Source organism: Paenibacillus sp. P2(2022) (assembly GCF_029522175.1).
Classification (GTDB): domain Bacteria; phylum Bacillota; class Bacilli; order Paenibacillales; family Paenibacillaceae; genus Paenibacillus; species Paenibacillus polymyxa.
In genome coordinates, this window is sequence record NZ_JAKWFI010000003.1 from 571,088 (window position 1) to 591,488 (window position 20,401).

Below are 20,401 nucleotides of genomic sequence, written 5' to 3' on the forward strand. Positions count from 1 at the left end.
TTATCCTCAGGCTTGAGGCTCATACTCGCTCAATTTTCCTTCGTAGATCAAATGGAATCGGTCACTTTGCCGAAAATCGTCTGGTGTGATAAGGGCAGGCAACTTGTTCCATATTTTTATGCCGGATCGCTGTAAAATTTCCGCGACGAATTGCGAACAAAAATAAGAATTACTGAACTCGACGGGTTCTTTGAGTGCAACGCCAATCAAGCCCAGTAAGTTATACATATATTTTTGTCGGCTTCGGATAAAAACGTGTAGAACTCTCTTCATTTTTTCGACTTCGCGATTGGTTACTTGAAGCTCGTAGATAACACATGTTGTATTCGGAAATCTGCTGTATGTACCTGTCTTAATATCCTCTTTCACGAAACCACCATCCAGAGGGTTACTGGGGGTCTTTCTCCCGAAGCTGTATAACTCCGAAAGTTCTCGGTCGAAGGAAATGGAGGCGTGATTGTATGGCGCTCTTGTATAGCTTTTAATAACTCTCGTAAGAAACGTTCCCGTATTCGTAAGCAAGATAAAAACGGACTGATCAGCTACCATTTACGAAATTTCCCCTTATCAAGTTTGAATTATTCCTTCATAATAACATAGGACCCCCTTCATGGAATCCTATTTTGCTATAAGTTGGTGAGTCGCAATGGACAGTTCGTTATTCACGTTAACCCTCATTTGTATAGCCTTATTAATCATCCATCTGATTTATATAGTGGTAGCCAAAACACAGCCAAACAAAGACTATGCAGCTATTGGGCTTCGCATCAAGACCTGGTGGGGCATGTTCTTTATCTTTTGCCTGGCAACACTTTTCAATCCGATCGTTTCACTGCTTTCCTTGATGGTGCTTACTTTCTTTGCGTTAAAAGAATACTTCTCCATGATTAGATCTAGAAAAGCTGACCGCAGGTTATTTTTATGGGCATACTTGGCGATTCCTGTACAGTTTTATTGGATTTATATCGGGTGGTATGGAATGTTTATTGTCTTTATCCCTATCTATGTGTTCTTGCTGCTGCCGCTCCCTCGATTGATCAATAAAGGAACCGTTGGTTTCTTGCGCAGTGTCAGCTCGACTCAATGGGGACTCATGCTGATGGTTTTTGGACTGAGTCACCTGGCATATTTTCAGTTTGCTACGCCGCAATACGGAGCGAAACTTGTACTTTTTCTAGTGGTACTGACACAACTCAATGATGTCGCACATTATCTGGCATCGCTCTATTTCGGCAAGCGGAAAATCGTCCCGACATCCAATCCCAATATCACTTGGGAAGGCTTTGCATTCGCTTTTCCCGTAACCATAGCGGCTTCCTATCTAATCTATCCGTACCTGACGCCGTTTGATCTGAAATTTGGGATTATTTTCGGCATGTTGATTAGCTTGAGCGGTTTCTTCGGGAGCTTAACGGTTTCCGTGCTGAAGCGAGATTTATTAATCGGTGATGATGATAAGTTCGATGCTTTGAAAAAAAGCTACTTAAGCCGGGTGGATAGCTTGACCTACACCTCGCCCGTCTTTTTTCACGTAATTCGTTATTTTTTCGACTTTATGTAGCAATTGTCTCCCCTGCACTCCGCTTCTCACCGTTTTCATTTTAGTGAGCCGGGGTAAGTACTACTGTACCGCAAGCAGTCCTTATCCTAGAAAACAATCTTGAGGAGGCGTTAGAAATGGCAGAGCACAATCATGTTGTAAATAAGGAAGGCGAAGTGGCACTGAACAAAGTAGATGACGCGTTAAATCGGATAGACGACAGCAAAAAGGATGACATTTTGGGCAGCTTTGATTCATTCAAAAGTTATTTGAGCGACAAAATTGAAATGGCTCAAAAAATCGGCTTGAATGAAGAAGTGATGGCAAAAGCAGCTGAGAAGATCGCAGGCTATCTGGCAGCCAAGGAAGAACCGCGCAATAGCGAGGAGAAGCTTCTTCAGGAATTGTGGAAGGTAGGGGACAAAGAGCAGCAGCACGCGCTTGCTCATATGCTCGTACGCGTGGCTCAATCCTCGTAGAAATATTTAATTGATGAAGAATAATATTTTACTATAAAAGAGCAGTCTATCCTTAAATGAGGATAGACTGCTTTTGCGTTTACTATCGTTGCAGCGCGTTCCGTTAGGGATTACAATATGTTCTGCTTAGCGTATGGAATTAATGTACCTGGGACAACAATTCATATGCATCTTCCTTGGTAGTAACCGCCTGAAGTGCTTCTCTGAAATGATCGTCCATCAGCTTACGAGACAGCATTTGCAGCACCTTCAGATGTGCATTGTCCTTGCTATTACGCGGAACAGCAATCATGAAGATTAGTTTCGCTTCACTGCCGTCCAAGCTTTTCCAGTCCACTCCGCTCCGCTTCAATCCAAAGACCACGCTTGGCTTCAGTACAGCTTCCGATTTACCGTGAGGGATGGCAATATTCATTCCAATGCCTGTGGAGCTTTCCTTCTCTCGGTCCAATATGGCCTGTTTAAAACCACTGGCAGAACTTACGGCTCCATTTCTCTCAAGTGTTCCGATCATTTCATCAATCACGGCATCCTGTGTCGTTCCTTCCAGATCCAGATCAATCAGATCCATCGTTACAATATCTGTCAACTTCTCCATGTGAATGGCTTGCGAAGATACGGCTGGATCGTTATTTGCAGTTGCTACAGCTGATGACTCGGCGGCAGTCGTAGTCATCATAGATTGTTCCGTTACTGCGGCAGAATCTCCAGATGTCTCTTCTCCAGCAACAGCTGGATTTGCAGTTGCAATATCTCTTTTCAGCAGACTCACCAGGATGACCGACACAGCTGCGCCGACAATAACGGCAATGAAGAACATCAATACATTGTCCACTGCACCAAGGACGGCTACGATCGGTCCACCATGAGCTACTTTATCCCCTACATTTCCCAACATCGCAATGACTGAACCGACCATAGACCCTGCCATGATACTAGGAATAACACGCAATGGATCTTGTGCAGCGAAGGGAATCGCTCCTTCAGTAATACCGAATAGTCCCATCGTGAATGTCGCCTTTCCAGCCTCGCGTTCTGCTGGTGCAAATTTACGCTTGTTGATCATTGCTGCAAGTCCCATTCCAATCGGTGGAATACAAATCGCAACGGCGATCGGTCCCATAATTTCGTAATTCCCTTCACCAATCATGGCCGAGCCAAATAAAAATGCGACTTTATTGACTGGACCACCCATATCAAAGGAGATCATCGCACCTAAAATCAGTGCCAATAAAATTGAACTTGTACCTTGCATACCTGCAAGCCAACCCGTTAAAGCTTCAAACAATTGTGCGACTGGAGAACCGATGATAAAGACAAAGATTAATCCTACAATTAAAGATGACAACACAGGGATAATAATAATAGGCATGATCGGCTGTAACGCTCGCCCAACCTTCATTTTCCGAATACCCAGTGCAACATAACCTGCCAGGAAACCAGCGATAATTCCGCCGATAAATCCGGCTCCCGCCTCACTTCCATAAAAACTGCCGTTCGCAGCAATGAATCCGCCAACCATACCCGGTGCAAGCCCCGGTCTATCTGCAATACTCATCGCGATGAACCCAGCGAGGATGGGTATCATAAAGGTAAATGAAGCCGAACCGATATCCTGAACCGTCTTCCAAAATGAACCGTCCGGTATAACTAGACCGCCTGGTGTCTTCTCACCGCCAATCGTCAACGCAATGGCAATGAGCAATCCTCCAATGACGATAAAGGGTACCATATAAGATACACCATTCATCAAGTGGCGGTAGATAGGATTTTGCTTCGGTTTATTCTCCTGTGAGCTAGCTTCGGAGGTACGTGACTCTGCCTGGTACACAGGCACATTCCCCTTCATCACCCGCTGGATCAATTCTTCCGGACGGCGAATCCCATCCTGTACTCCAACGACCAGCAGTTTCTTGCCGACGAAGCGGTCTTTGACCACCGTCTTATCCGCTGCAATAATAATGCCATCCGCTTCACGGATCTCCTGCTCAGTTAGTTGATTTTCTACTCCAATGGAGCCTTGTGTCTCGACCTTCATCTCGATACCCAGCTTGGCTGCTGCCTTTTGCAAATTCTCAGCTGCCATATACGTATGTGCAATTCCGTTAGGACATGAGGTAATCGCTAATATCTTCATAGTCATTCCCCTTCTCTCTGGTGTTTCCGCTTACATTGATAGTATAACCGCCTTTTTTGCTGTTATCGGGCGAACTTTTTACCGGAACTTTCGGAAAAATAGAATAATACGGACAAAAAAACAGGACTTATCTATAAGTCCTGCTCCAAAGCATGGCTTTTAATTTAGTTTATCCCTTTAGCTTCCCTAATAGTCTCATCGCATCGGTCTCCTTGGATAAAGCATGAACTAGAGCTGGCTGCTCACTGATTAGGGACAACTCCTTAAATAACTGCCGCATTTCTTCCCGCCCATCCTGTTTTACCGCAAGCAAGAACACAAGCTCCACTTTCTCGGTTCCCCAAGTAAGTGGCTTCTTTAAAGTAGCGACTACAATGGCGGACTGCCTTATCCACTCTGAGCCGCCATGCGGGATGGCTATGCCTCCCCCGATCGTCGTAGCCGACATTTTCTCTCGCGCCAATACGCTGTCCACATAACCTGTTTCCACATATCCTTTGTCCTCCAGTATTTGCGCCAGCTTGGAAATCAATTGTTCGGGACGCTGCACTTCTTGCTGGGGAAAGACTAAAAAAGGGGTTGTGTACTTAAAAAATACAGATTCATCTGCGACTCTAGGTTCCGGCTCATCCATTCGTCTGATCACTTGCTCCAGTTGACGCTCATCCTTGGCATCTAGCAATGGAGAGACGAGAATATGCGGAACACTAAGCTCTGGAAGATCCACGGTTGTAATGATCAGATCCAACTCCCGGGTTGCCAGATAGTCCTGGACTTCTGCCTTCGAAAGAGTTGTCTCCACATGTACAGCCGGAAACTTACGTTCCACCTTTGTGCGCAATAGCTGGGACATACCAATGCCCATGTGACACACGATAATGGCCCTCTGAGGATGACTTTCTTTCTGGTGAAGTCGCTCCACAGAAGCCTGAAAATGTAGCGTTAAATACGCCGCTTCCTCCTCGGGGAACGATAACCGAACCAAATTCCCTACCTCTTCCAGCGTAATAATAACCCGGTCGAACATGTAAGGGTACATCTTCTTGATCTCAGTCAGCATAGGATTAGACACCGTCAACCCATATTGAAGCCGATTCAGGGTCGTATATAAATGGACTTTCAACCCTTTCAGCAACATCTTATCCTTGGAAAAGTCAATCATATTCAGCTCCGACATCCGCCGGACTAACTGCTCAATCAGTTTAGGCAAAAGCGGATGGCTGTCTGCCAGATCGCTGTGTTTCCCCTTGCTATCCTCCTGCTGATAACGAAACTTTCCGCCCAGCAAATGCAGGGTTAGATAGGCCGTTTCTTCCTTGGAAAAAGGTACGGAAAACAGCTTTTGCAGCTGCCGTAAAAACGCAGTAGCCCATGTAAACTCAACCTTCTCCTGCAAAAAGGCAATGTCTTGTTCGGAGAGAGAAATGGGCTGTCCCAGCTTGGTTCGTTTGACCATTAAGAGAATATGGAGCATGAGACCCTCAAAGGCTTCATCCGTAAAGCTGAGTTCATGATGCTTTTGAAATACTTTTAATTCATGATGGATGGTGGCAATCTCGTGTGGCTCAAACTGCTTGCGCATCATCTGTCCCGTCAACTCAGGACTATCAATCAGCTGATTCATCCGCGCCAAAGCGATCCGCTTGTTTTTCTCAGTGCCTTGAATGGTCAAGCCTACGCGCTGCTTGGTAATCAAGGCAAGATCAAAGCTGTGCAGCCAGTCATCAATCTTTTCCATATCTCTACGGATCACCGTCTTGTTCACATAATACTGAGAGGCCAGATCTTGTATCGTTACAGGCTTGGCATCCATCAAGAGCCGATAGGCGAGATGCAGCACCCTCTCCTCATCCGATTCATGCTGGGCTGTACTATCGCCTGCATACAGCCGGTGAAATAAATCAGCCTGCTCCGCTTCACTGATCTCCAAATAAATGCCACGTCCCGGTCTTCTCACCAGATTGGCATTGGAGTGCTTGACTAGATATTCTTCAATTACTTTTAGATCGTTTCGAATCGTCTTTTCTGAGCAATCCGTTTGATCGGCCAGATCCTGCACTAACCACAGTCGGTTCGATTCAGTTAACAACTTGCGGAAAATTTCTACTTGCCTTTTGTTCATTCCAATCTCCTATCTTCCAACAATAAAGAATGTCCAGGCATACCGGGTTATATTTTGTTAGCCTTATATTAGCTTATCGATATACTCATTGTAACCCTACAGCAACATACGGAGTGTATAATAAGACAATCCCAATATACTGGATTTTCAGGAGGAAGAACAGTGATCACCTATTTGAGATGCAGTGAAGTCAGCATGGAGCACATTTTCCAGGCATTTTCGCTCGGATTCTCAGACTATTCCATTCGCCTGACCATGGAACAAGACGATTTCGCGGCACGTTTTTTCGGTCCAGAGGGTAATTCACGGAGCCACTCTTTCCTTGCCATGGATGAAGATCAGCCAATTGGCTTGATTCTAGGCGGTATCCGGCAGTTTGACGGGTATAAGACCATGCGTTGCGGCACGCTATGCATCGGTCCAGCTTACCGTGGCCAGGGTATTAGCAACAGGTTGCTCGAATTGCATAAACAAACGGCCATCTCCGAGAACTGTCAGCAGCTATGGCTCGAAGTCATTACGGATAATGATCGGGCTGTCCAGTTCTATAAAAAGCACGGCTATGAGGTATGCTATACGCTAAAATACTACAACGGTACTGTCCCATCAATCTCTCCCGCTCCCTCATCACCGTACATGTTTAAGAAACTAACATTTGATGATGTCGCAGATTTTCGTACAACTCTTACCGACTGTCACATCCATTGGCAAAGTGACACACCTTATTACGCTAACAGCACACAGGAAGTTTTTCTCGGCATCTATGCGGTGAATCAAACCCGAGTCGGTATGATTGCTATGAGTGCTCAAGGTAAAATCAACTTTCTTTGGGTCGATCCCAAACATCGAAACCAAGGCCTTGGACGTACCCTACTTCATAAAGCGGCAGAAACCCAAAAGGTCGAGAAGGTATATATCTGCCTGTCCGACAATCACTCTCTTGAAGGCTTTATCCAAAAAACAGGCTTCTCGAAGGACCCTATTGAGCAATATGAAATGTGTATACCCCTTGATCCAACTACTTCTCTCATTTCTGAGAACGATTGATATATTCTGATTTAACGAGTGCGCACATGCAAAGATCATCATATTTCCCGGATGTAAATTCATACTGGGACAGGATTCCTTCCTGCCGAAAGCCTGCTTTTTCAAGCAAACGCAAGGATTGTGTATTCTCCGGCTCTACTAGCGCCTGAATGCGGTTCAACGGTAGGGTATGAAACCCATAGTTGATTACAGCTGCAAGTACCTCTGACATTAACCCTTTGCCCCAATAGGCTCTGGACAATTCATAACCCATTTCTGCTCGGTGATGACGTTGATCCCAGTTATGAAATCCGCAAGAACCGATGATTTTACCTTCCTTCGTTTGAAGAGCCCAGCGGATTCCCTGATCTGTCTCAAAAATCCGATCATACCAACGGATCTCATCCAGTGCCTCCTGTTCAGACTCAAATGGGCTCAGCCCGTAAAACTTCATCACCTGCTCATCTGAAAAGTATTCCAACATATCCTTGCTGTCCGTCGCTACCATTTTTCGTAATACAAGACGTTCGGTTGTTATAACCGGAAACTCACGTTTCATATTCTCACCGCCTTCTCCGTTGTTCACTTTCGCAAGCTTTTCCTTGCATACCTACGCCGCTAAGTTCAATATTCGATGATCATTACTTGCTTCTTCCAATTATAAAGTAAATGAAAGAATACCTCTAAAGGGATATTTATAATTAGTTCTTTGTTTATAGAATGTTTTCCTAATCATGGATGATAAAAAGACCGTTATATAAGGAGTGTGTTTTTAAATTATGGATTATTAAAATGAGGTGTACGATTTGGAAGACCAGCACATACCACAGAATTCACAAGTAGCAGTAAGAGAGAAGTACATTCGGCATGGGCAAAACTATGGGGAAACAAACAGAATGGCCGAAATATCAAAAACCTACGGTTCGTCTATTTTGTTTAGACGTTGGGGAGCAACCCTTTTTGATTTTATATTTTTTATAATCGGGTATATTTGTTTCTTTATCTCAGTCATTCAGATAACAGACAGATGGTTGTTGCCCTTAGCGATTGCTTCCCGTTGCATTCTGATTATAGCTTTCTTCTGCTATTATTTGCTCTTGGAAGGTTACACAGGCTATACGCTTGGCAAATTCGTTTTTCGTATTAAGGTGGTTACCGGAGAAGGAAGACCTCCTGGTTTTCTTAAATCACTCATTCGTACGCTGCTCAGGTTAATAGACACCAATCCATTGCTAATGGGTTCACTACCTGCTGGTATCAGCGTGTTAGTAACTGCCTCTAGACAACGAATTGGTGATTTAGCTGCAGGTACATATGTGGTAAAGGTGCGGGACTTGGAGCCGATTAGCAAAAAGACAATGAGACGGTCGCTCTTCATATTTATTACCGCAATGGTGATCTTGGGAGCCTCGTTTGTAAATGCTATTTTTGTACTGGCAAACAGTTACAAGTCCAGTGAAGCTCCGGTAAGCAAGCAGGAGCAGAGCTTTGTAAGTAGAGATGGACATTTTCAGATTTCTGCCCCATTAGACTGGTCGACAGACCCGGACCGGGAAGGAAAAGCAGATATTGCGATATTCAATCCCTACATTGAAAAGTCTGTTATCGTACGATCCAATTCGAAGGAGAAATTGGGTAATGTAACGCGCCAGTACTACACAAAGAAAATTCAAAACAACATGACCAAAGAGTTTAACCTCTCTACAGTAGGACCTTCATCCAACACTACGATTCAAGGATATCCTGCCACTCAGTTCACGATTAAAGGACAGAAGGATATAAACCATTATCTCACCCATGTAGCTATTATTGAGACTGAAAATAATTTCTATCAGATCATCGGGTATACGCCTGCATCAAAATATAGCCGTTTAAAGAAAGAAATTCATGATATTACCTATAGCTTTCGTGAGGTTCGACCTTAGACAGCGTGACGGACCAGGACGAATAATGAAAGAATAAGACGCAAAAGACAGGTGCTCCTTGGAGCCCTGTTTTTTCGCATACAACTACTCTTGATATCTATGATAAAATAGGCTGACATGTTCGGCGCCCTGTTTTATTATATTGTTCAGATGCACAACAATTTGAAAGCCCTTTCAATTAATGTGATGCAGTAAAACACCTTACATCACTAGATAAAGGAGGAATCCTGATCTGTTTCCGCTCTCCGAAAGACAAGCCCAAGACATCGTAGACAAAATGATGAAGGATATTCCATACAATATCAATATTATGAATGAACGAGGCATCATCATTGGCAGCGGCGAGAGTGAACGAATCGGAACCATTCACCAAGGGGCTGTTCAGGCGCTCGAAACCGGGAAAATGATTGAAGTGTGGCAGGACGGACATTACGAGAAAAAAGGAACCAATGAACCGATTGTCATTCATCATGAGCTAGTTGGTGTCATTGGTATTTCAGGCAATCCTGACGAAGTTCGTCCTTTTTGCAATATTGTTAAAACTACGGTGTCTCTCCTGATTGAACAGCGTATTTCCTTGGAGCACTTGGCCCATGAGGCCAACCGCAAAAAATCTGTACTGGAAATGCTGTTAAATCATCAGGGAGCCTATACCCAAAAAATAAAAAAAGAAGCTGCTCAATATCACATTGATTTGCTTCTCAAAACTTCGGCCGTATATGTAAAGCATCTTCCTTCCGATCCTGCTCATTTCGCCGAATTATCCAATATATTCATGCAGCATCCATCCTTTCGTATGGAGGAAGACAGTTATCTCATCCTGATGCAAAATCAGGAACCAACGACCAAGCTACTGGAACCACTTGTACGCAGCCATCCTGATGTGCTGATTGCCATCAGCAGACAAGAGCACAGCATTGCGGATGTTTATATGCAAGCCAAGTCCGCTATGAATGTTGTACTAGCTCTGCGTCCACCTGTGCAGATTGTCTCTTTTGCAGAAGTCGAATTCTTGGTCAAATTAAGCCAAACCAACCTGACTAACACAATCCACCTGGTCAGCAAGCTGGAAGATACCGTGGATTTGCTGGATACGCTGCGGAGCTTTATTAATCATAATGGCAGTGTCTCCTTTACCGCAGATGAATTAAACATTCACCGAAATACACTGCAATACCGCTTGAAGCGCATCCATACCTTAACTGGCAAAGATCCCCGGAATCTCCTTCAGCTTATTGAACTTACGCACGGCTTATTGGCGCTGCATCAATGAACTGCTGTATCACGCCAGATCATGCTGCGATTATATCCTATTTTCGCTCGCCGTCACTCCCGAATTTTTCTGCCAATCTCCATTGGCTAATGAAAACCGGGATTACAGGCGAGCGCTCGTATTCCATTGTAATTATATTATGCCGTTTTATGTTCCTCGCTTATCATCTGTTCATTACTCACTGATTTGAAGCACTCTTGCGATATTCTCGCATGTGCGCTCTACGTTTTGCGGCCCTTCGGCCAGCAGCTTACCCAGCTCCGAGGCTCCCGGCACGATGCCAAACACCGCATCTATTCCTTCCTTGTATAGCGTGTCGATCCCTTCCCCGATATAACCTGCAACCGCAATGACCTTTTTGCCTGATTGTTTGGCTGCCTGAGCTACTCCATACGGAGTTTTACCGAATTTGGTCTGAAAATCAATGCCGCCTTCTCCCGTCAATACGATATCAGCCGTGGCGAGCTTCTGTTTTAAATCGGTGTATTCAATCACGATTTCAATGCCCTTTTGCAGCGCCGCCTGAGTAAAAATCAATAAACCGGCGCCCAATCCGCCTGCTGCACCCGCGCCTGGAAGATCGCGCACATCCTTGCCCAGCTGCTGCTTCACCACATCCGCATAATGGGCAAGATTAGCATCCAGTTGCTGCACCATTTCCGGGGTTGCTCCTTTTTGTGGGCCGAATACACGAGATGCCCCATGCTCCCCACATAACGGATTTGTCACATCACAGGCTACAATCAATTGCACCTGCTGCAAGCGGTCATCCAGTGATGAAATATCAATACTGTCCAGCTCGCCCAAACTGCCGCCGCCGCGTGGAAGAGTATTGCCTGCCGCATCCAGAAATCTAGCCCCCAGCGCTTCCGCCATACCTGTACCGCCATCATTCGTCGCACTTCCGCCAATGCCGATGATAATTTTTCGAATTCCCTGGTTCAGACACTCACGTATTAACTCACCCGTACCATAGGTTGTTGTCTTTAACGGGTTTTTATTGTCCTTATTAACCAGATGGATTCCACTGGCCGATGCCATTTCGATTGCCGCAGTGGTGCCGTCTCCCAGCAAGCCATATGCCGCTTTTACAGGTTCTCCAAGCGGTCCTGTCACCTCCATGTAACGAAGCTGCCCGCCTGTCGCATCCACCAGTGACTGCACTGTTCCTTCACCACCGTCTGCCATCGGAACGTGGACATAATGGGCTGTCGGATAGACCTTGCGCAATCCTTTCTCCATTGCGATGCACACTTCCTTTGCCGTCATGCTTTCTTTAAAAGAATCCGGTGCCAGTACAAATGTTTTCTCTCTCATTTTGTCACCCCATCGTGAATATTAAAGTATGAATCCATACAATATGGTTGCTACAATCGCCATAGTTCCGCCCACAATAGCTTCATAAGGGATTAATCCCATCCGTTGCTTAATGCTCATTTTCATGCTGTCTGCCGTAACGTGGAAATAGTTTCCCTGTGGTAAGGAATCAATGACGGTAGCTCCTGTATGCACCATCACAGCGGCAGCTAACGGGGCTGTCCCCATGTTCAGAATGGCTTCCCCAAACGAGCCAGTCGCCAAAATAACGCCAGTTGAAGTCGATGCTGTGGCGGCCGCCATCAGAATCCCTGCAAGCGGTGCCAAAAATGTGCCAGAAACTCCCGAAGCTTCAATCAAGCCAACTACCTGAGCAGATAAATTAGACGCAGAGATCAAACCCGCAATCCCACCTGCACCGATCAAGATGAGCACGGTTGCCGTCATTTTATTCAAACCGGAAGCCGAATATTTCAGGATATTGCGCCCTTGTCCCATGGCCAGCATACCTACAATCCCGGCGATCGGCAAAATGTACATCGCGTCGACCTTGAAGTTCGACAGTGCTTCAATGCCAGAGAAGGAACCAATCGGGTTAATCATCAGCAAAATAACGGCTACCACCGGGGCTACAATTGCCCGTCCCAATGCTGGGTACTTCGACGTATCGACATCACTATCCATAATATCCTGTTCGGATACCTTCACGCCCTTGTTTTTCAACATAGACGCCACCAGAACAGTCATAATTAATCCGCATATCGCAGGCACCACACCCGCCAACATAACGTGGCTTAAATCCAGATTAAACCCACGCGCCGCCGCAATCGTATTGGGATTCGGAGAAATAATGTTCCCCGCCTTTCCGCCTCCAGACAAGGCCAGCAGAAGAGCCAGCTTGGAAATCCCCATTTTGTTCCCAACCGACAAGGCAATAGGTGCCACAATGAGCACGGCTACGGGAATAAATACGCCTACAGCTGTAATAATCATCGTCGCTAACGCTAGTGCAAGGATCGCTTTACTGCCGCCAAACTTCTTTACAATGGCCTGTGCAATTGTCTCCGCTGCCCCAGACTCCATCATCACGCCTGCCAATACACCTGCCGCGAGCACACGAATGACCGTCCCCATCACGCTCTGCGTACCACTAATTAGCACGCTGATCGTCTGCTCCAGATTGGCTCCGCCCAATAAAGCGCCTACAATAGCTCCCAAAAATAAAGCGTAAACCGGATTCAGCTTTCTTAATATCAAAATAATTGCAATAGCCAGCCCTGCTAGAGCTCCTATCCAACTGATCGTTAACCCTTCCATCTGTCTAACCCCCCGGGCAATTTTTGATTACGCTTTCATTATATCGATTGCAACGTGTGAATTATATTGAAGAACAGACGAAATTGATTGTGCATTTGCACAAAAAGGCCCGAACAGGCTTACAAAATCAATTTAATGAATACGCTTGCAAATTTAAAATTTTAGATTATAATACTTGTATACAAGTATACTTGATTAATGAGAAGGTGAATTTATGGTTCTGTCCAGTGAATTCCTATATCCCTCCAAATGGCTTCTCAAAGCCTCTGCTGGGGATCGTGTAACATCCGAGCTTAGAATGCGTATTATTTCCGGCTCAATTGAAAGCGGTACCATACTATCTGAAAATAAATTAGCTGCTGATTTTGCTGTAAGTCGCTCACCCATTCGTGAAGCGTTAAAAATATTGGCTTCTGAAAATATAATCCGACTCGAAAGAATGGGTGCGGTCGTTATTGGTCTATCAGAGAAAGAAATAGAAGAAATTTATGATGTTCGTCTACTTATAGAATCCTTCGTATTTGAACGTCTTATAAAGATGGACACTCATGATTTAGCAAAGGAACTTAGTAAAATACTCGAAATGATGAAAGTCGCAGTCAAATATAGTGATGCCGATGAGTTTTCATATCAAGATGTCTTGTTCCATGAAACGATTATTCGTGCAGTTAATCATTCATACATTCTGATGATCTGGAATAACCTAAAGCCCGTGATGGAAAGCCTCATTCTGTTGTCGATGCGTATGCGTTTCAATGAAAAGTATGAAGACTTTACACGGATTGTATCAAATCATGAACTTTATATTGAAGCAATCCAGGCAAAAGATAGAGACCTTATGATTAAGTCTTTACATGAAAACTTTGATGATGTTCAAGGTAAAGTAGAAGACTTATGGATGTCCCAACAACTGCTGTCCAAAGGAGTCGTGCCACAAAATGACTAACTACATGTTAGGTATAGATATCGGAACCACCAGTACGAAAGCCGTTTTATTCAGTGAAAAAGGCGAAGTTATCCAACAAGAAAATATCGGGTACCCGCTTTATACACCAGATATAGCGACAGCTGAACAAAATCCTGAGGAGATTTTTCAAGCAGTCCTACAAGCGACTTCGAATATCATGAAACATCACTCACAAAAAAAACTATCGTTTGTTTCATTTAGCAGTGCCATGCACAGTGTCATTGCCATGGATGAACATGATCAACCACTTACGCCTTGTATCACTTGGGCAGATAATCGCAGTGAAGCGTGGGCACATCAAATAAAAGAGGAGTTGAACGGCCAAGAGGTCTACAGACGAACAGGAACACCCATTCACCCCATGTCACCCTTAACTAAAATAGCTTGGATTGTGAATGATCTTCCTGAAATCGCCATCAAAGTTAAAAAATATATCGGAATTAAAGAATACATTTTCAAAAAACTCTTTGATTTATATGTTGTTGATTATTCCCTGGCTTCAGCCATGGGCATGATGAATCTCGAAAAGCTGGATTGGGACGAAGAAGCATTAAAAATTGCGAGTATAACCCCTTCTCAATTGTCTGAGCTTGTACCCACAACCAAAATATTTACCGACTGCAATTCAGATTTAGCAAAAGAGATGGGGATCGATCCACAAACACCATTTGTCATTGGGGCCAGCGATGGAGTTCTCTCTAATCTAGGTGTCAATGCGATACGAAAAGGCGAAGTTGCCGTCACCATTGGGACAAGCGGTGCCATTCGAACCATCATAGACAAGCCGCAAACAGATGAAAAGGGAAGAATATTTTGTTATGCCTTAACGGAAAAGCACTGGGTCATTGGCGGACCGGTAAACAATGGCGGGATGGTTCTTCGCTGGATTCGTGACGAGCTTGCCTCATCAGAAGTAGAAACAGCGAAACGACTAGGAATTGATCCATATGATGTGTTAACCAAAATTGCTGAACGCGTAAGACCCGGGTCTGATGGATTGTTATTCCATCCCTACCTAGCTGGTGAACGTGCTCCCTTATGGAATCCAGACGTACGTGGCTCATTCTTCGGTTTAACGATGTCGCATAAGAAAGAACATATGATTCGCGCAGCCTTAGAAGGAGTCATTTACAATTTATACACCGTATTTTTGGCCCTAACCGAATGCATGGATGGTCCCGTGACCCGAATCCAAGCTACAGGAGGCTTTGCAAGGTCAGATGTTTGGCGGCAAATGATGTCTGATATATTCGCATCTGAAGTCGTTGTTCCAGAAAGCTACGAAAGTTCTTGTCTAGGAGCTTGTATTTTAGGCTTGTATGCCACTGGAAAAATCCAATCATTTGAAGTGGTTTCTGAAATGATTGGCAGTACCAACAAACATGCACCCAAAGAAGAAGCAACCAAGGAATATAGGAAGTTGCTACCGATTTTCATTAACCTATCCAGAGTATTGGAAGAAGATTATACACGGATTGCTCATTACCAAAGAGGCTTAATTAAACACTAAAAGGATAAATACAGGGGGTAATTACAATGCCATTAGTCGTTGTAGGGATTGGAATTTTAGCATTACTCGTTTTAATCATGGGCTTCAAATTAAACACCTTCATTTCCTTAATCATTGTATCGTTCGGTGTAGCCTTAGCCCTTGGAATGCCATTAGAGGAAATTGTTAAAACCATTGAAGCTGGATTGGGCGGAACATTGGGTCACTTAGCGTTAATCTTTGGACTCGGAGCGATGTTAGGGAAGTTGATCGCGGATTCTGGTGGTGCCCAAAGAATTGCCATGACCCTCGTTGACAAATTTGGTGAAAAAAATATTCAATGGGCGGTCGTAGCTGCTTCATTCATTATCGGGATTGCGTTATTTTTTGAAGTAGGATTAGTATTGTTAATTCCAATTGTATTTGCCATTTCAAAAGAATTAAAGGTTTCTATCTTATATCTCGGTATTCCGATGGTCGCTGCTTTATCCGTAACACACGGTTTCTTACCTCCACATCCGGGACCGACTGTTATTGCTGGTGAATATGGCGCGAATCTGGGTGAAGTTTTACTCTATGGCTTCATTATTGCTGTTCCAACTGTTATTTTGGCTGGCCCTGTATTTACGAAGCTTGCCAAAAAACTCGTACCTGCCTCATTTACGAAAACCGGTAATATTGCCTCTTTAGGAGAACAAAAAGTATTTAAGTCTGAGGAAACTCCTGGATTCGGAATCAGTGTATTTACGGCAATGCTTCCTGTCATCTTAATGTCGATTGCTACGATTATTACTTTGCTTCAAAAAACAATGGGGTTTGAAGATAATAGTTTACTGGCCGCGATCCGATTTATTGGTGATGCATCCACTTCCATGTTGATTTCCTTACTGGTTGCCGTCTACACCATGGGAATCGCAAGAAAAATTCCAATCAAAGATGTAATGGCATCTTGTACAACGGCTATTACTCATATTGGAATGATGCTCTTGATCATTGGGGGAGGCGGTGCCTTCAAACAAGTACTGATTAATGGCGGCGTAGGTGACTATGTAGCCGATTTATTCAATGGAACTACATTATCACCAATTCTGCTAGCCTGGATCATCGCTGCAATCTTACGTATTTCCCTGGGTTCTGCAACTGTTGCAGCTTTAACAACCGCTGGTTTAGTGATTCCGATGTTAGGACAATCCGACGTTAATCTTGCTTTAGTCGTGCTTGCCACGGGAGCGGGTAGCTTAATAGCTTCCCATGTTAACGATGCCGGGTTCTGGATGTTTAAAGAGTATTTTGGTTTAAGCATGAAAGAAACCTTTGCCACATGGACATTGCTTGAAACCATCATTTCTGTAGCCGGATTAGGATTCATCTTAATACTAAGTTTATTCGTATAAACCATGATTTCCGGGCGGTAGATTTCCCACTTATCATTCTTAGAATCTTCTAAGTCGATAAGTGAGGAACTACCGCCTATTTACGAACTGGAGTGATATCACCTTATTTCACTTTTGAACGATTGAACTGGTTGCTTCTGTTGTTCCTTTTGCCTCACCATGTCCTGCACCAAATAGGTTCAATACCACCACGCCAATAACAATTAAAGCAATCCCTACGATACTTCCTGTGTTGATTTTCTCCTTCCAGATCAATACTGAAATCACCGTTGTAGCAACAGCCCCCACCCCTGACCAGATGGCATAGGTCATATTAAGAGGAAGTGTCTTGAGGGTTAGTGAAATAAAGAAGAAAGAGATTACAAACGCGACAATCGTGAATAGAGTCGGATACAGTCTCGTAAAACCTTCTGAAGCTTTTAGCATTGAAGTACCAATAAGCTCACTAGCAATAGAGATTGCCAAGAAAAAATAAGCCATCATTCATTCTCCTTTATATATGTCTTTAATTCTTCTATAATTTTTTGCTTCAATTCTTCATTGGGAAGAGCGAGTCCGAACATTTCGGCAAACCACAAACCGTCTATAGCTAATCGGACGATCGTAGAACGGACCGGGTCCAATTCGTCGTTTTCGATTTTATTTTGGATATTCGCATACTCATCCTGAAGCAGCTTGAGCATGTGAGGGTTCGTAAATTGTGCTGCCGAGAGAGCGGTATACAGGTCACTTGCATCCTGATCCCCGGAAAATGACGTATTCATATAAGCGCGAGTCCATCTACCTTGGGAATGTGTATCGTTTTCTGCCCTTTCATTAAATTCGGCGATAAAGCTGGTCGATAGCTGTTCAACCATTCCCAGAATCAATTCATCTTTATTCGGAAAATGGTAAAGCAATCCTCCCTTACTTACTCCCGCTTTCTTAGCCACCGCTTCTAACGTTAATTTTTCTACTCCTTCTTCTTGTACAATTATAGAAGCCGCTTTAAGGATTAATTCTCTTTTTAATGTTTTTTTAGTTGTGTTCATTCTGATCACCGCCCATTTAACTATACCGTCCGGACGGTTTTATTTCAATCAAAAGATACGTTTAAGCTAAATAAAAAGAAGCCTTGGGCGTGTAACATTTCAGCCAAGACTTCTTCAAATAAACAACTACCCAGCCCGGATATTTAGCAAAAGTCCGCATCTGTTGGGTTTTAAGTGCCACCTATAGCTTATCTCTTCAGATACTGTCTCAGCCATTGGAGCGCAGGGCGTTCCGTGCCGTTAGAGTTCAGCAGATGTGTACCATCTTTCCAAGTTTGTCCTTGGATATACCCCCAAAGCGTAACTCCCTTCACTGAGGGGTTTTGCCAAAGGACTGGAAACTTCTCTTTGTATCTGGCAAGTTGGGTGTTATCATCCCCAGTTATATCCAGTTCCGACACATAGATCGGCAACCCGGTCGCCGACAGCTTATTTAGTACAGTATTCATCGTGTTGACTGAGACGTTGTCCATACTGAAATGGTGGCATTGAATGCCAATACCGTCAATCAGGCCTCTACTCTTGAGCTGATTAATAATATTGACATATTGGTCGGCTAAAGAAGGGTCGTTGATAATACCATAATCATTTATATGCAGTTTGGCATTCGGGAAAGCTTGTCTAGCCTGTTGAAACGACCATATGACCCAATCCCATCCGGTCGACCCGTCACCACCAATGGCATTGCGGTAGGACGGCTTCTGATGCAACGGCTCATTCACCACATCTACAAACGCCGCATTCGGATAGCGCTGACCTGCTGCTTTAATCCACTGAGTCACTTCCGCTTTCTGATCAGCAGCCGACAGTCCTTTAACCCATCCTGGCTCCTGGGCACCCCATACCAACGTATGGAACTTGAACGGGAAACCATTGCTACGGGCATAATTGTAGGCGGTATCCGCCTGCGACCAGTTCATGTTGTTACGACTGCCTTCAACCGATTCCCACTTAGTCGAGTTCTCCGGCGTCACTTGATTCCAGTATGTCCCGTAACTAGGAGGGACACTGCCCGCAATGATATTCCCCAGAAATTTGCTTCCATTTGCCAGGCCAGCATCAGCCTGGTTGACCAGAACAGATGATAACAACACACCCGCCAACGCCAAACTGCTCACCAGCTTGCCCACTTTAGTTCTTAACATAAAATCTCCTCCTCACACGTATAATTTGATAATACTCTTCCTCAATAATTTAAGCGCTTACATTTCCAATTATAAGAATGAATAGTTGTTTTCTGCTACATGTGAAAGTATAGATTTTACCCGAAAAATCTTACATCATTGCAGAACAGCCACAACACGAATCCCAAACAACTCTGAAACGATAACAAAAGGCTGCTGCGAAAAGTGATATACTCCCTTCACAGTAGTAGGATTTATTATTCAACCTGTCTATCTTCTTGGGAGCATATCACCTGAAGACCGCTCCTTAATTATTTAAGGATTAAGCGCTCTTGCAATCGCGTCTACATAACTTTGGCTGGCGCGTTGACTTACTTCTGCTTGAGGAACCATCCCTTCAAAATTGTGGAATGTGCCGGGATACAGATGAAATTCGACGTCAACGCCCGCTTGGGCAAGGCGTGCCACATATTCGATCGTCTCATCTCGGAATAGATCGAGCTGCCCTACGCACGTGTAGGTCGGCGGCAGACCAGCCAAGCTTTCTGCTCTCGACGGCACCGCATATGGGGAAACCTCGCTATCTTCGGTACGATTACCCAAGTACATGTTCCAGGCCGTCAAGTTGTTCTTCCGGCTCCATGGTGCATTATCGGCCGTAATTTCATGACTTGATGCCGTAACATTGCGGTCGTCGATCATCGGATATAGCGGCATTTGGAAGATAAGGGCTGGTCCGCCTTTGTCACGAGCCATTAAAGCAAGTGCTGCGGTTAGACCGCCACCCCCGCTTGCACCAGCAATTGCGACCCGGTCCAAGTCGATGCCCAGCAGCTCAGCTTCATCGGTCATCCACGTCAAAGCGGCATAACAGTCATCGATGGCAGCTGGGTAGGGGTGCTCGGGAGAAAGTCGATAATCGACCGATACGACGACGCAATTAGCCGCCTGCACGAAGCGTTCGCACAAAGCATCGTCCATATCAGGATGCCCCATTACATAGCCTCCCCCGTGAATCCACAGCATGGCCGGAAGCTTAACATCAGTTCGCTGGGCAGGTTCGTAGATTTTGACTAATATCTCGCCTGCAACGCTCGGAATCATCCGGCTTGTCGTGCGTACGTGTTCCGACTGCTCAATAGGCGGACTCGACAAATAACTTCTGCTCAGTTCTAAATTCTCCTCCAGTTGGAAACCGGGGAATTGTGCAATTACTGACCTTAGTTCTGGTAATAAACGATTTTCAAAATCCATGCGAAT

18 protein-coding genes are annotated in these 20,401 nt (G+C 44.6%); 8 read left to right on the forward strand and 10 right to left on the reverse strand.

Annotated elements, in window-relative coordinates:
• Positions 1-6: 6 nt before the first annotated feature.
• Positions 7-549 carry a hypothetical protein gene (locus tag MMB75_RS14365; protein WP_016822532.1) on the reverse strand — a complete coding sequence of 181 codons (543 nt, stop codon included), beginning with the start codon at positions 547-549 and terminating at the stop codon, positions 7-9.
• Between the two features lie 97 nt (positions 550-646).
• On the opposite strand from MMB75_RS14365, the gene MMB75_RS14370 reads away from it, so the two are divergent.
• Positions 647-1,561 carry a phosphatidate cytidylyltransferase gene (locus MMB75_RS14370; protein ID WP_045244764.1) on the forward strand — a complete coding sequence of 305 codons (915 nt, stop codon included), beginning with the start codon at positions 647-649 and terminating at the stop codon, positions 1,559-1,561.
• A gap of 116 nt (positions 1,562-1,677) precedes the next feature.
• Positions 1,678-2,019, forward strand: a complete 342-nt coding sequence (locus MMB75_RS14375; RefSeq protein ID WP_013373818.1) for a DUF3243 domain-containing protein — start codon at positions 1,678-1,680, stop codon at positions 2,017-2,019.
• Positions 2,020-2,158: 139 nt separating this feature from the next.
• Here the strand turns inward: MMB75_RS14375 and MMB75_RS14380 are convergent, their stop codons facing one another.
• Positions 2,159-4,156 carry a PTS fructose transporter subunit IIABC gene (locus MMB75_RS14380; protein ID WP_277508221.1) on the reverse strand — a complete coding sequence of 666 codons (1,998 nt, stop codon included), beginning with the start codon at positions 4,154-4,156 and terminating at the stop codon, positions 2,159-2,161.
• 169 nt (positions 4,157-4,325) lie between these two features.
• Positions 4,326-6,278: a BglG family transcription antiterminator gene (locus tag MMB75_RS14385; protein WP_045244766.1), complete on the reverse strand. Its 1,953-nt coding sequence runs from the start codon at positions 6,276-6,278 to the stop codon at positions 4,326-4,328.
• Positions 6,279-6,440: 162 nt separating this feature from the next.
• Between MMB75_RS14385 and MMB75_RS14390 the strand changes: the two genes are divergently transcribed.
• Positions 6,441-7,325 carry a GNAT family N-acetyltransferase gene (locus tag MMB75_RS14390; RefSeq protein ID WP_277508226.1) on the forward strand — a complete coding sequence of 295 codons (885 nt, stop codon included), beginning with the start codon at positions 6,441-6,443 and terminating at the stop codon, positions 7,323-7,325.
• On the opposite strand, the gene MMB75_RS14395 is transcribed toward MMB75_RS14390, so the two are convergent.
• Complete coding sequence (locus MMB75_RS14395; RefSeq protein WP_277376004.1) at positions 7,306-7,863, reverse strand: GNAT family N-acetyltransferase; 558 nt, start codon at positions 7,861-7,863, stop codon at positions 7,306-7,308. The genes MMB75_RS14390 and MMB75_RS14395 overlap by 20 nt on opposite strands.
• 247 nt (positions 7,864-8,110) lie before the next feature.
• On the opposite strand from MMB75_RS14395, the gene MMB75_RS14400 reads away from it, so the two are divergent.
• Together MMB75_RS14400 and MMB75_RS14405 are read left to right on the forward strand one after the other, a co-directional pair.
• The gene (locus MMB75_RS14400; protein ID WP_338150173.1) at positions 8,111-9,229 is read left to right on the forward strand and encodes an RDD family protein; all 1,119 of its coding nucleotides are present in this window, start codon (positions 8,111-8,113) and stop codon (positions 9,227-9,229) included.
• A 277-nt stretch (positions 9,230-9,506) separates the two neighbouring features.
• Entirely contained in the window at positions 9,507-10,502 is a 996-nt protein-coding gene (locus MMB75_RS14405; RefSeq protein WP_019689033.1) for a CdaR family transcriptional regulator, read from the forward strand.
• A 174-nt stretch (positions 10,503-10,676) separates the two neighbouring features.
• Here the strand turns inward: MMB75_RS14405 and MMB75_RS14410 are convergent, their stop codons facing one another.
• Entirely contained in the window at positions 10,677-11,819 is a 1,143-nt protein-coding gene (locus MMB75_RS14410; protein WP_039276484.1) for a glycerate kinase family protein, read from the reverse strand.
• Positions 11,820-11,840: 21 nt separating this feature from the next.
• Entirely contained in the window at positions 11,841-13,136 is a 1,296-nt protein-coding gene (locus MMB75_RS14415; protein ID WP_045244771.1) for a GntP family permease, read from the reverse strand.
• Between the two features lie 214 nt (positions 13,137-13,350).
• Between MMB75_RS14415 and MMB75_RS14420 the strand changes: the two genes are divergently transcribed.
• From MMB75_RS14420 to MMB75_RS14430, 3 genes are read left to right on the forward strand one after another with little or no spacing between them, the layout of a single operon-like run.
• Positions 13,351-14,082 carry a GntR family transcriptional regulator gene (locus MMB75_RS14420; RefSeq protein ID WP_016822521.1) on the forward strand — a complete coding sequence of 244 codons (732 nt, stop codon included), beginning with the start codon at positions 13,351-13,353 and terminating at the stop codon, positions 14,080-14,082.
• A complete protein-coding gene (gntK, locus tag MMB75_RS14425; protein WP_045244772.1) occupies positions 14,075-15,613 on the forward strand; it encodes a gluconokinase in 1,539 nt (512 codons plus the stop codon). Before MMB75_RS14420 ends, gntK begins: the two co-directional genes overlap by 8 nt.
• A 26-nt stretch (positions 15,614-15,639) precedes the next feature.
• Positions 15,640-16,986: a GntP family permease gene (locus tag MMB75_RS14430; protein WP_031462501.1), complete on the forward strand. Its 1,347-nt coding sequence runs from the start codon at positions 15,640-15,642 to the stop codon at positions 16,984-16,986.
• Positions 16,987-17,094: 108 nt separating this feature from the next.
• On the opposite strand, the gene MMB75_RS14435 is transcribed toward MMB75_RS14430, so the two are convergent.
• The 4 genes from MMB75_RS14435 to MMB75_RS14450 all read right to left on the reverse strand — a co-directional run bounded on the left by MMB75_RS14435 (position 17,095) and on the right by MMB75_RS14450 (position 20,395).
• Entirely contained in the window at positions 17,095-17,466 is a 372-nt protein-coding gene (locus tag MMB75_RS14435) for a DMT family transporter (protein WP_016822518.1), read from the reverse strand.
• Positions 17,466-18,017 carry a TetR/AcrR family transcriptional regulator gene (locus MMB75_RS14440; protein ID WP_016822517.1) on the reverse strand — a complete coding sequence of 184 codons (552 nt, stop codon included), beginning with the start codon at positions 18,015-18,017 and terminating at the stop codon, positions 17,466-17,468. Before MMB75_RS14440 ends, MMB75_RS14435 begins: the two co-directional genes overlap by 1 nt.
• A 188-nt stretch (positions 18,018-18,205) precedes the next feature.
• On the reverse strand, positions 18,206-19,162 hold the full coding sequence (locus tag MMB75_RS14445; RefSeq protein WP_013373834.1) for an endo-1,4-beta-xylanase: 957 nt from the start codon (positions 19,160-19,162) through the stop codon (positions 18,206-18,208).
• A 294-nt stretch (positions 19,163-19,456) separates the two neighbouring features.
• The gene (locus MMB75_RS14450) at positions 19,457-20,395 is read right to left on the reverse strand and encodes an alpha/beta hydrolase (RefSeq protein WP_045244773.1); all 939 of its coding nucleotides are present in this window, start codon (positions 20,393-20,395) and stop codon (positions 19,457-19,459) included.
• Positions 20,396-20,401: the final 6 nt, after the last annotated feature.

Excerpts from the sequence above, each read along its gene's own strand:
- MMB75_RS14365 (WP_016822532.1), bottom strand. The coding sequence starts at position 549 with ATGGTAGCTGATCAGTCCGTTTTTATCTTGCTTACGAATACGGGAACG.
- MMB75_RS14370 (WP_045244764.1), top strand. The coding sequence starts at position 647 with ATGGACAGTTCGTTATTCACGTTAACCCTCATTTGTATAGCCTTATTA.
- MMB75_RS14375 (WP_013373818.1), top strand. The coding sequence starts at position 1,678 with ATGGCAGAGCACAATCATGTTGTAAATAAGGAAGGCGAAGTGGCACTG.
- MMB75_RS14380 (WP_277508221.1), bottom strand. The coding sequence starts at position 4,156 with ATGAAGATATTAGCGATTACCTCATGTCCTAACGGAATTGCACATACG.
- MMB75_RS14385 (WP_045244766.1), bottom strand. The coding sequence starts at position 6,278 with ATGAACAAAAGGCAAGTAGAAATTTTCCGCAAGTTGTTAACTGAATCG.
- MMB75_RS14395 (WP_277376004.1), bottom strand. The coding sequence starts at position 7,863 with ATGAAACGTGAGTTTCCGGTTATAACAACCGAACGTCTTGTATTACGA.
- MMB75_RS14405 (WP_019689033.1), top strand. The coding sequence starts at position 9,507 with ATGATGAAGGATATTCCATACAATATCAATATTATGAATGAACGAGGC.
- MMB75_RS14410 (WP_039276484.1), bottom strand. The coding sequence starts at position 11,819 with ATGAGAGAGAAAACATTTGTACTGGCACCGGATTCTTTTAAAGAAAGC.
- MMB75_RS14415 (WP_045244771.1), bottom strand. The coding sequence starts at position 13,136 with ATGGAAGGGTTAACGATCAGTTGGATAGGAGCTCTAGCAGGGCTGGCT.
- MMB75_RS14420 (WP_016822521.1), top strand. The coding sequence starts at position 13,351 with ATGGTTCTGTCCAGTGAATTCCTATATCCCTCCAAATGGCTTCTCAAA.
- gntK (WP_045244772.1), top strand. The coding sequence starts at position 14,075 with ATGACTAACTACATGTTAGGTATAGATATCGGAACCACCAGTACGAAA.
- MMB75_RS14430 (WP_031462501.1), top strand. The coding sequence starts at position 15,640 with ATGCCATTAGTCGTTGTAGGGATTGGAATTTTAGCATTACTCGTTTTA.
- MMB75_RS14435 (WP_016822518.1), bottom strand. The coding sequence starts at position 17,466 with ATGGCTTATTTTTTCTTGGCAATCTCTATTGCTAGTGAGCTTATTGGT.
- MMB75_RS14440 (WP_016822517.1), bottom strand. The coding sequence starts at position 18,017 with ATGAACACAACTAAAAAAACATTAAAAAGAGAATTAATCCTTAAAGCG.
- MMB75_RS14445 (WP_013373834.1), bottom strand. The coding sequence starts at position 19,162 with ATGTTAAGAACTAAAGTGGGCAAGCTGGTGAGCAGTTTGGCGTTGGCG.
- MMB75_RS14450 (WP_045244773.1), bottom strand. The coding sequence starts at position 20,395 with ATGGATTTTGAAAATCGTTTATTACCAGAACTAAGGTCAGTAATTGCA.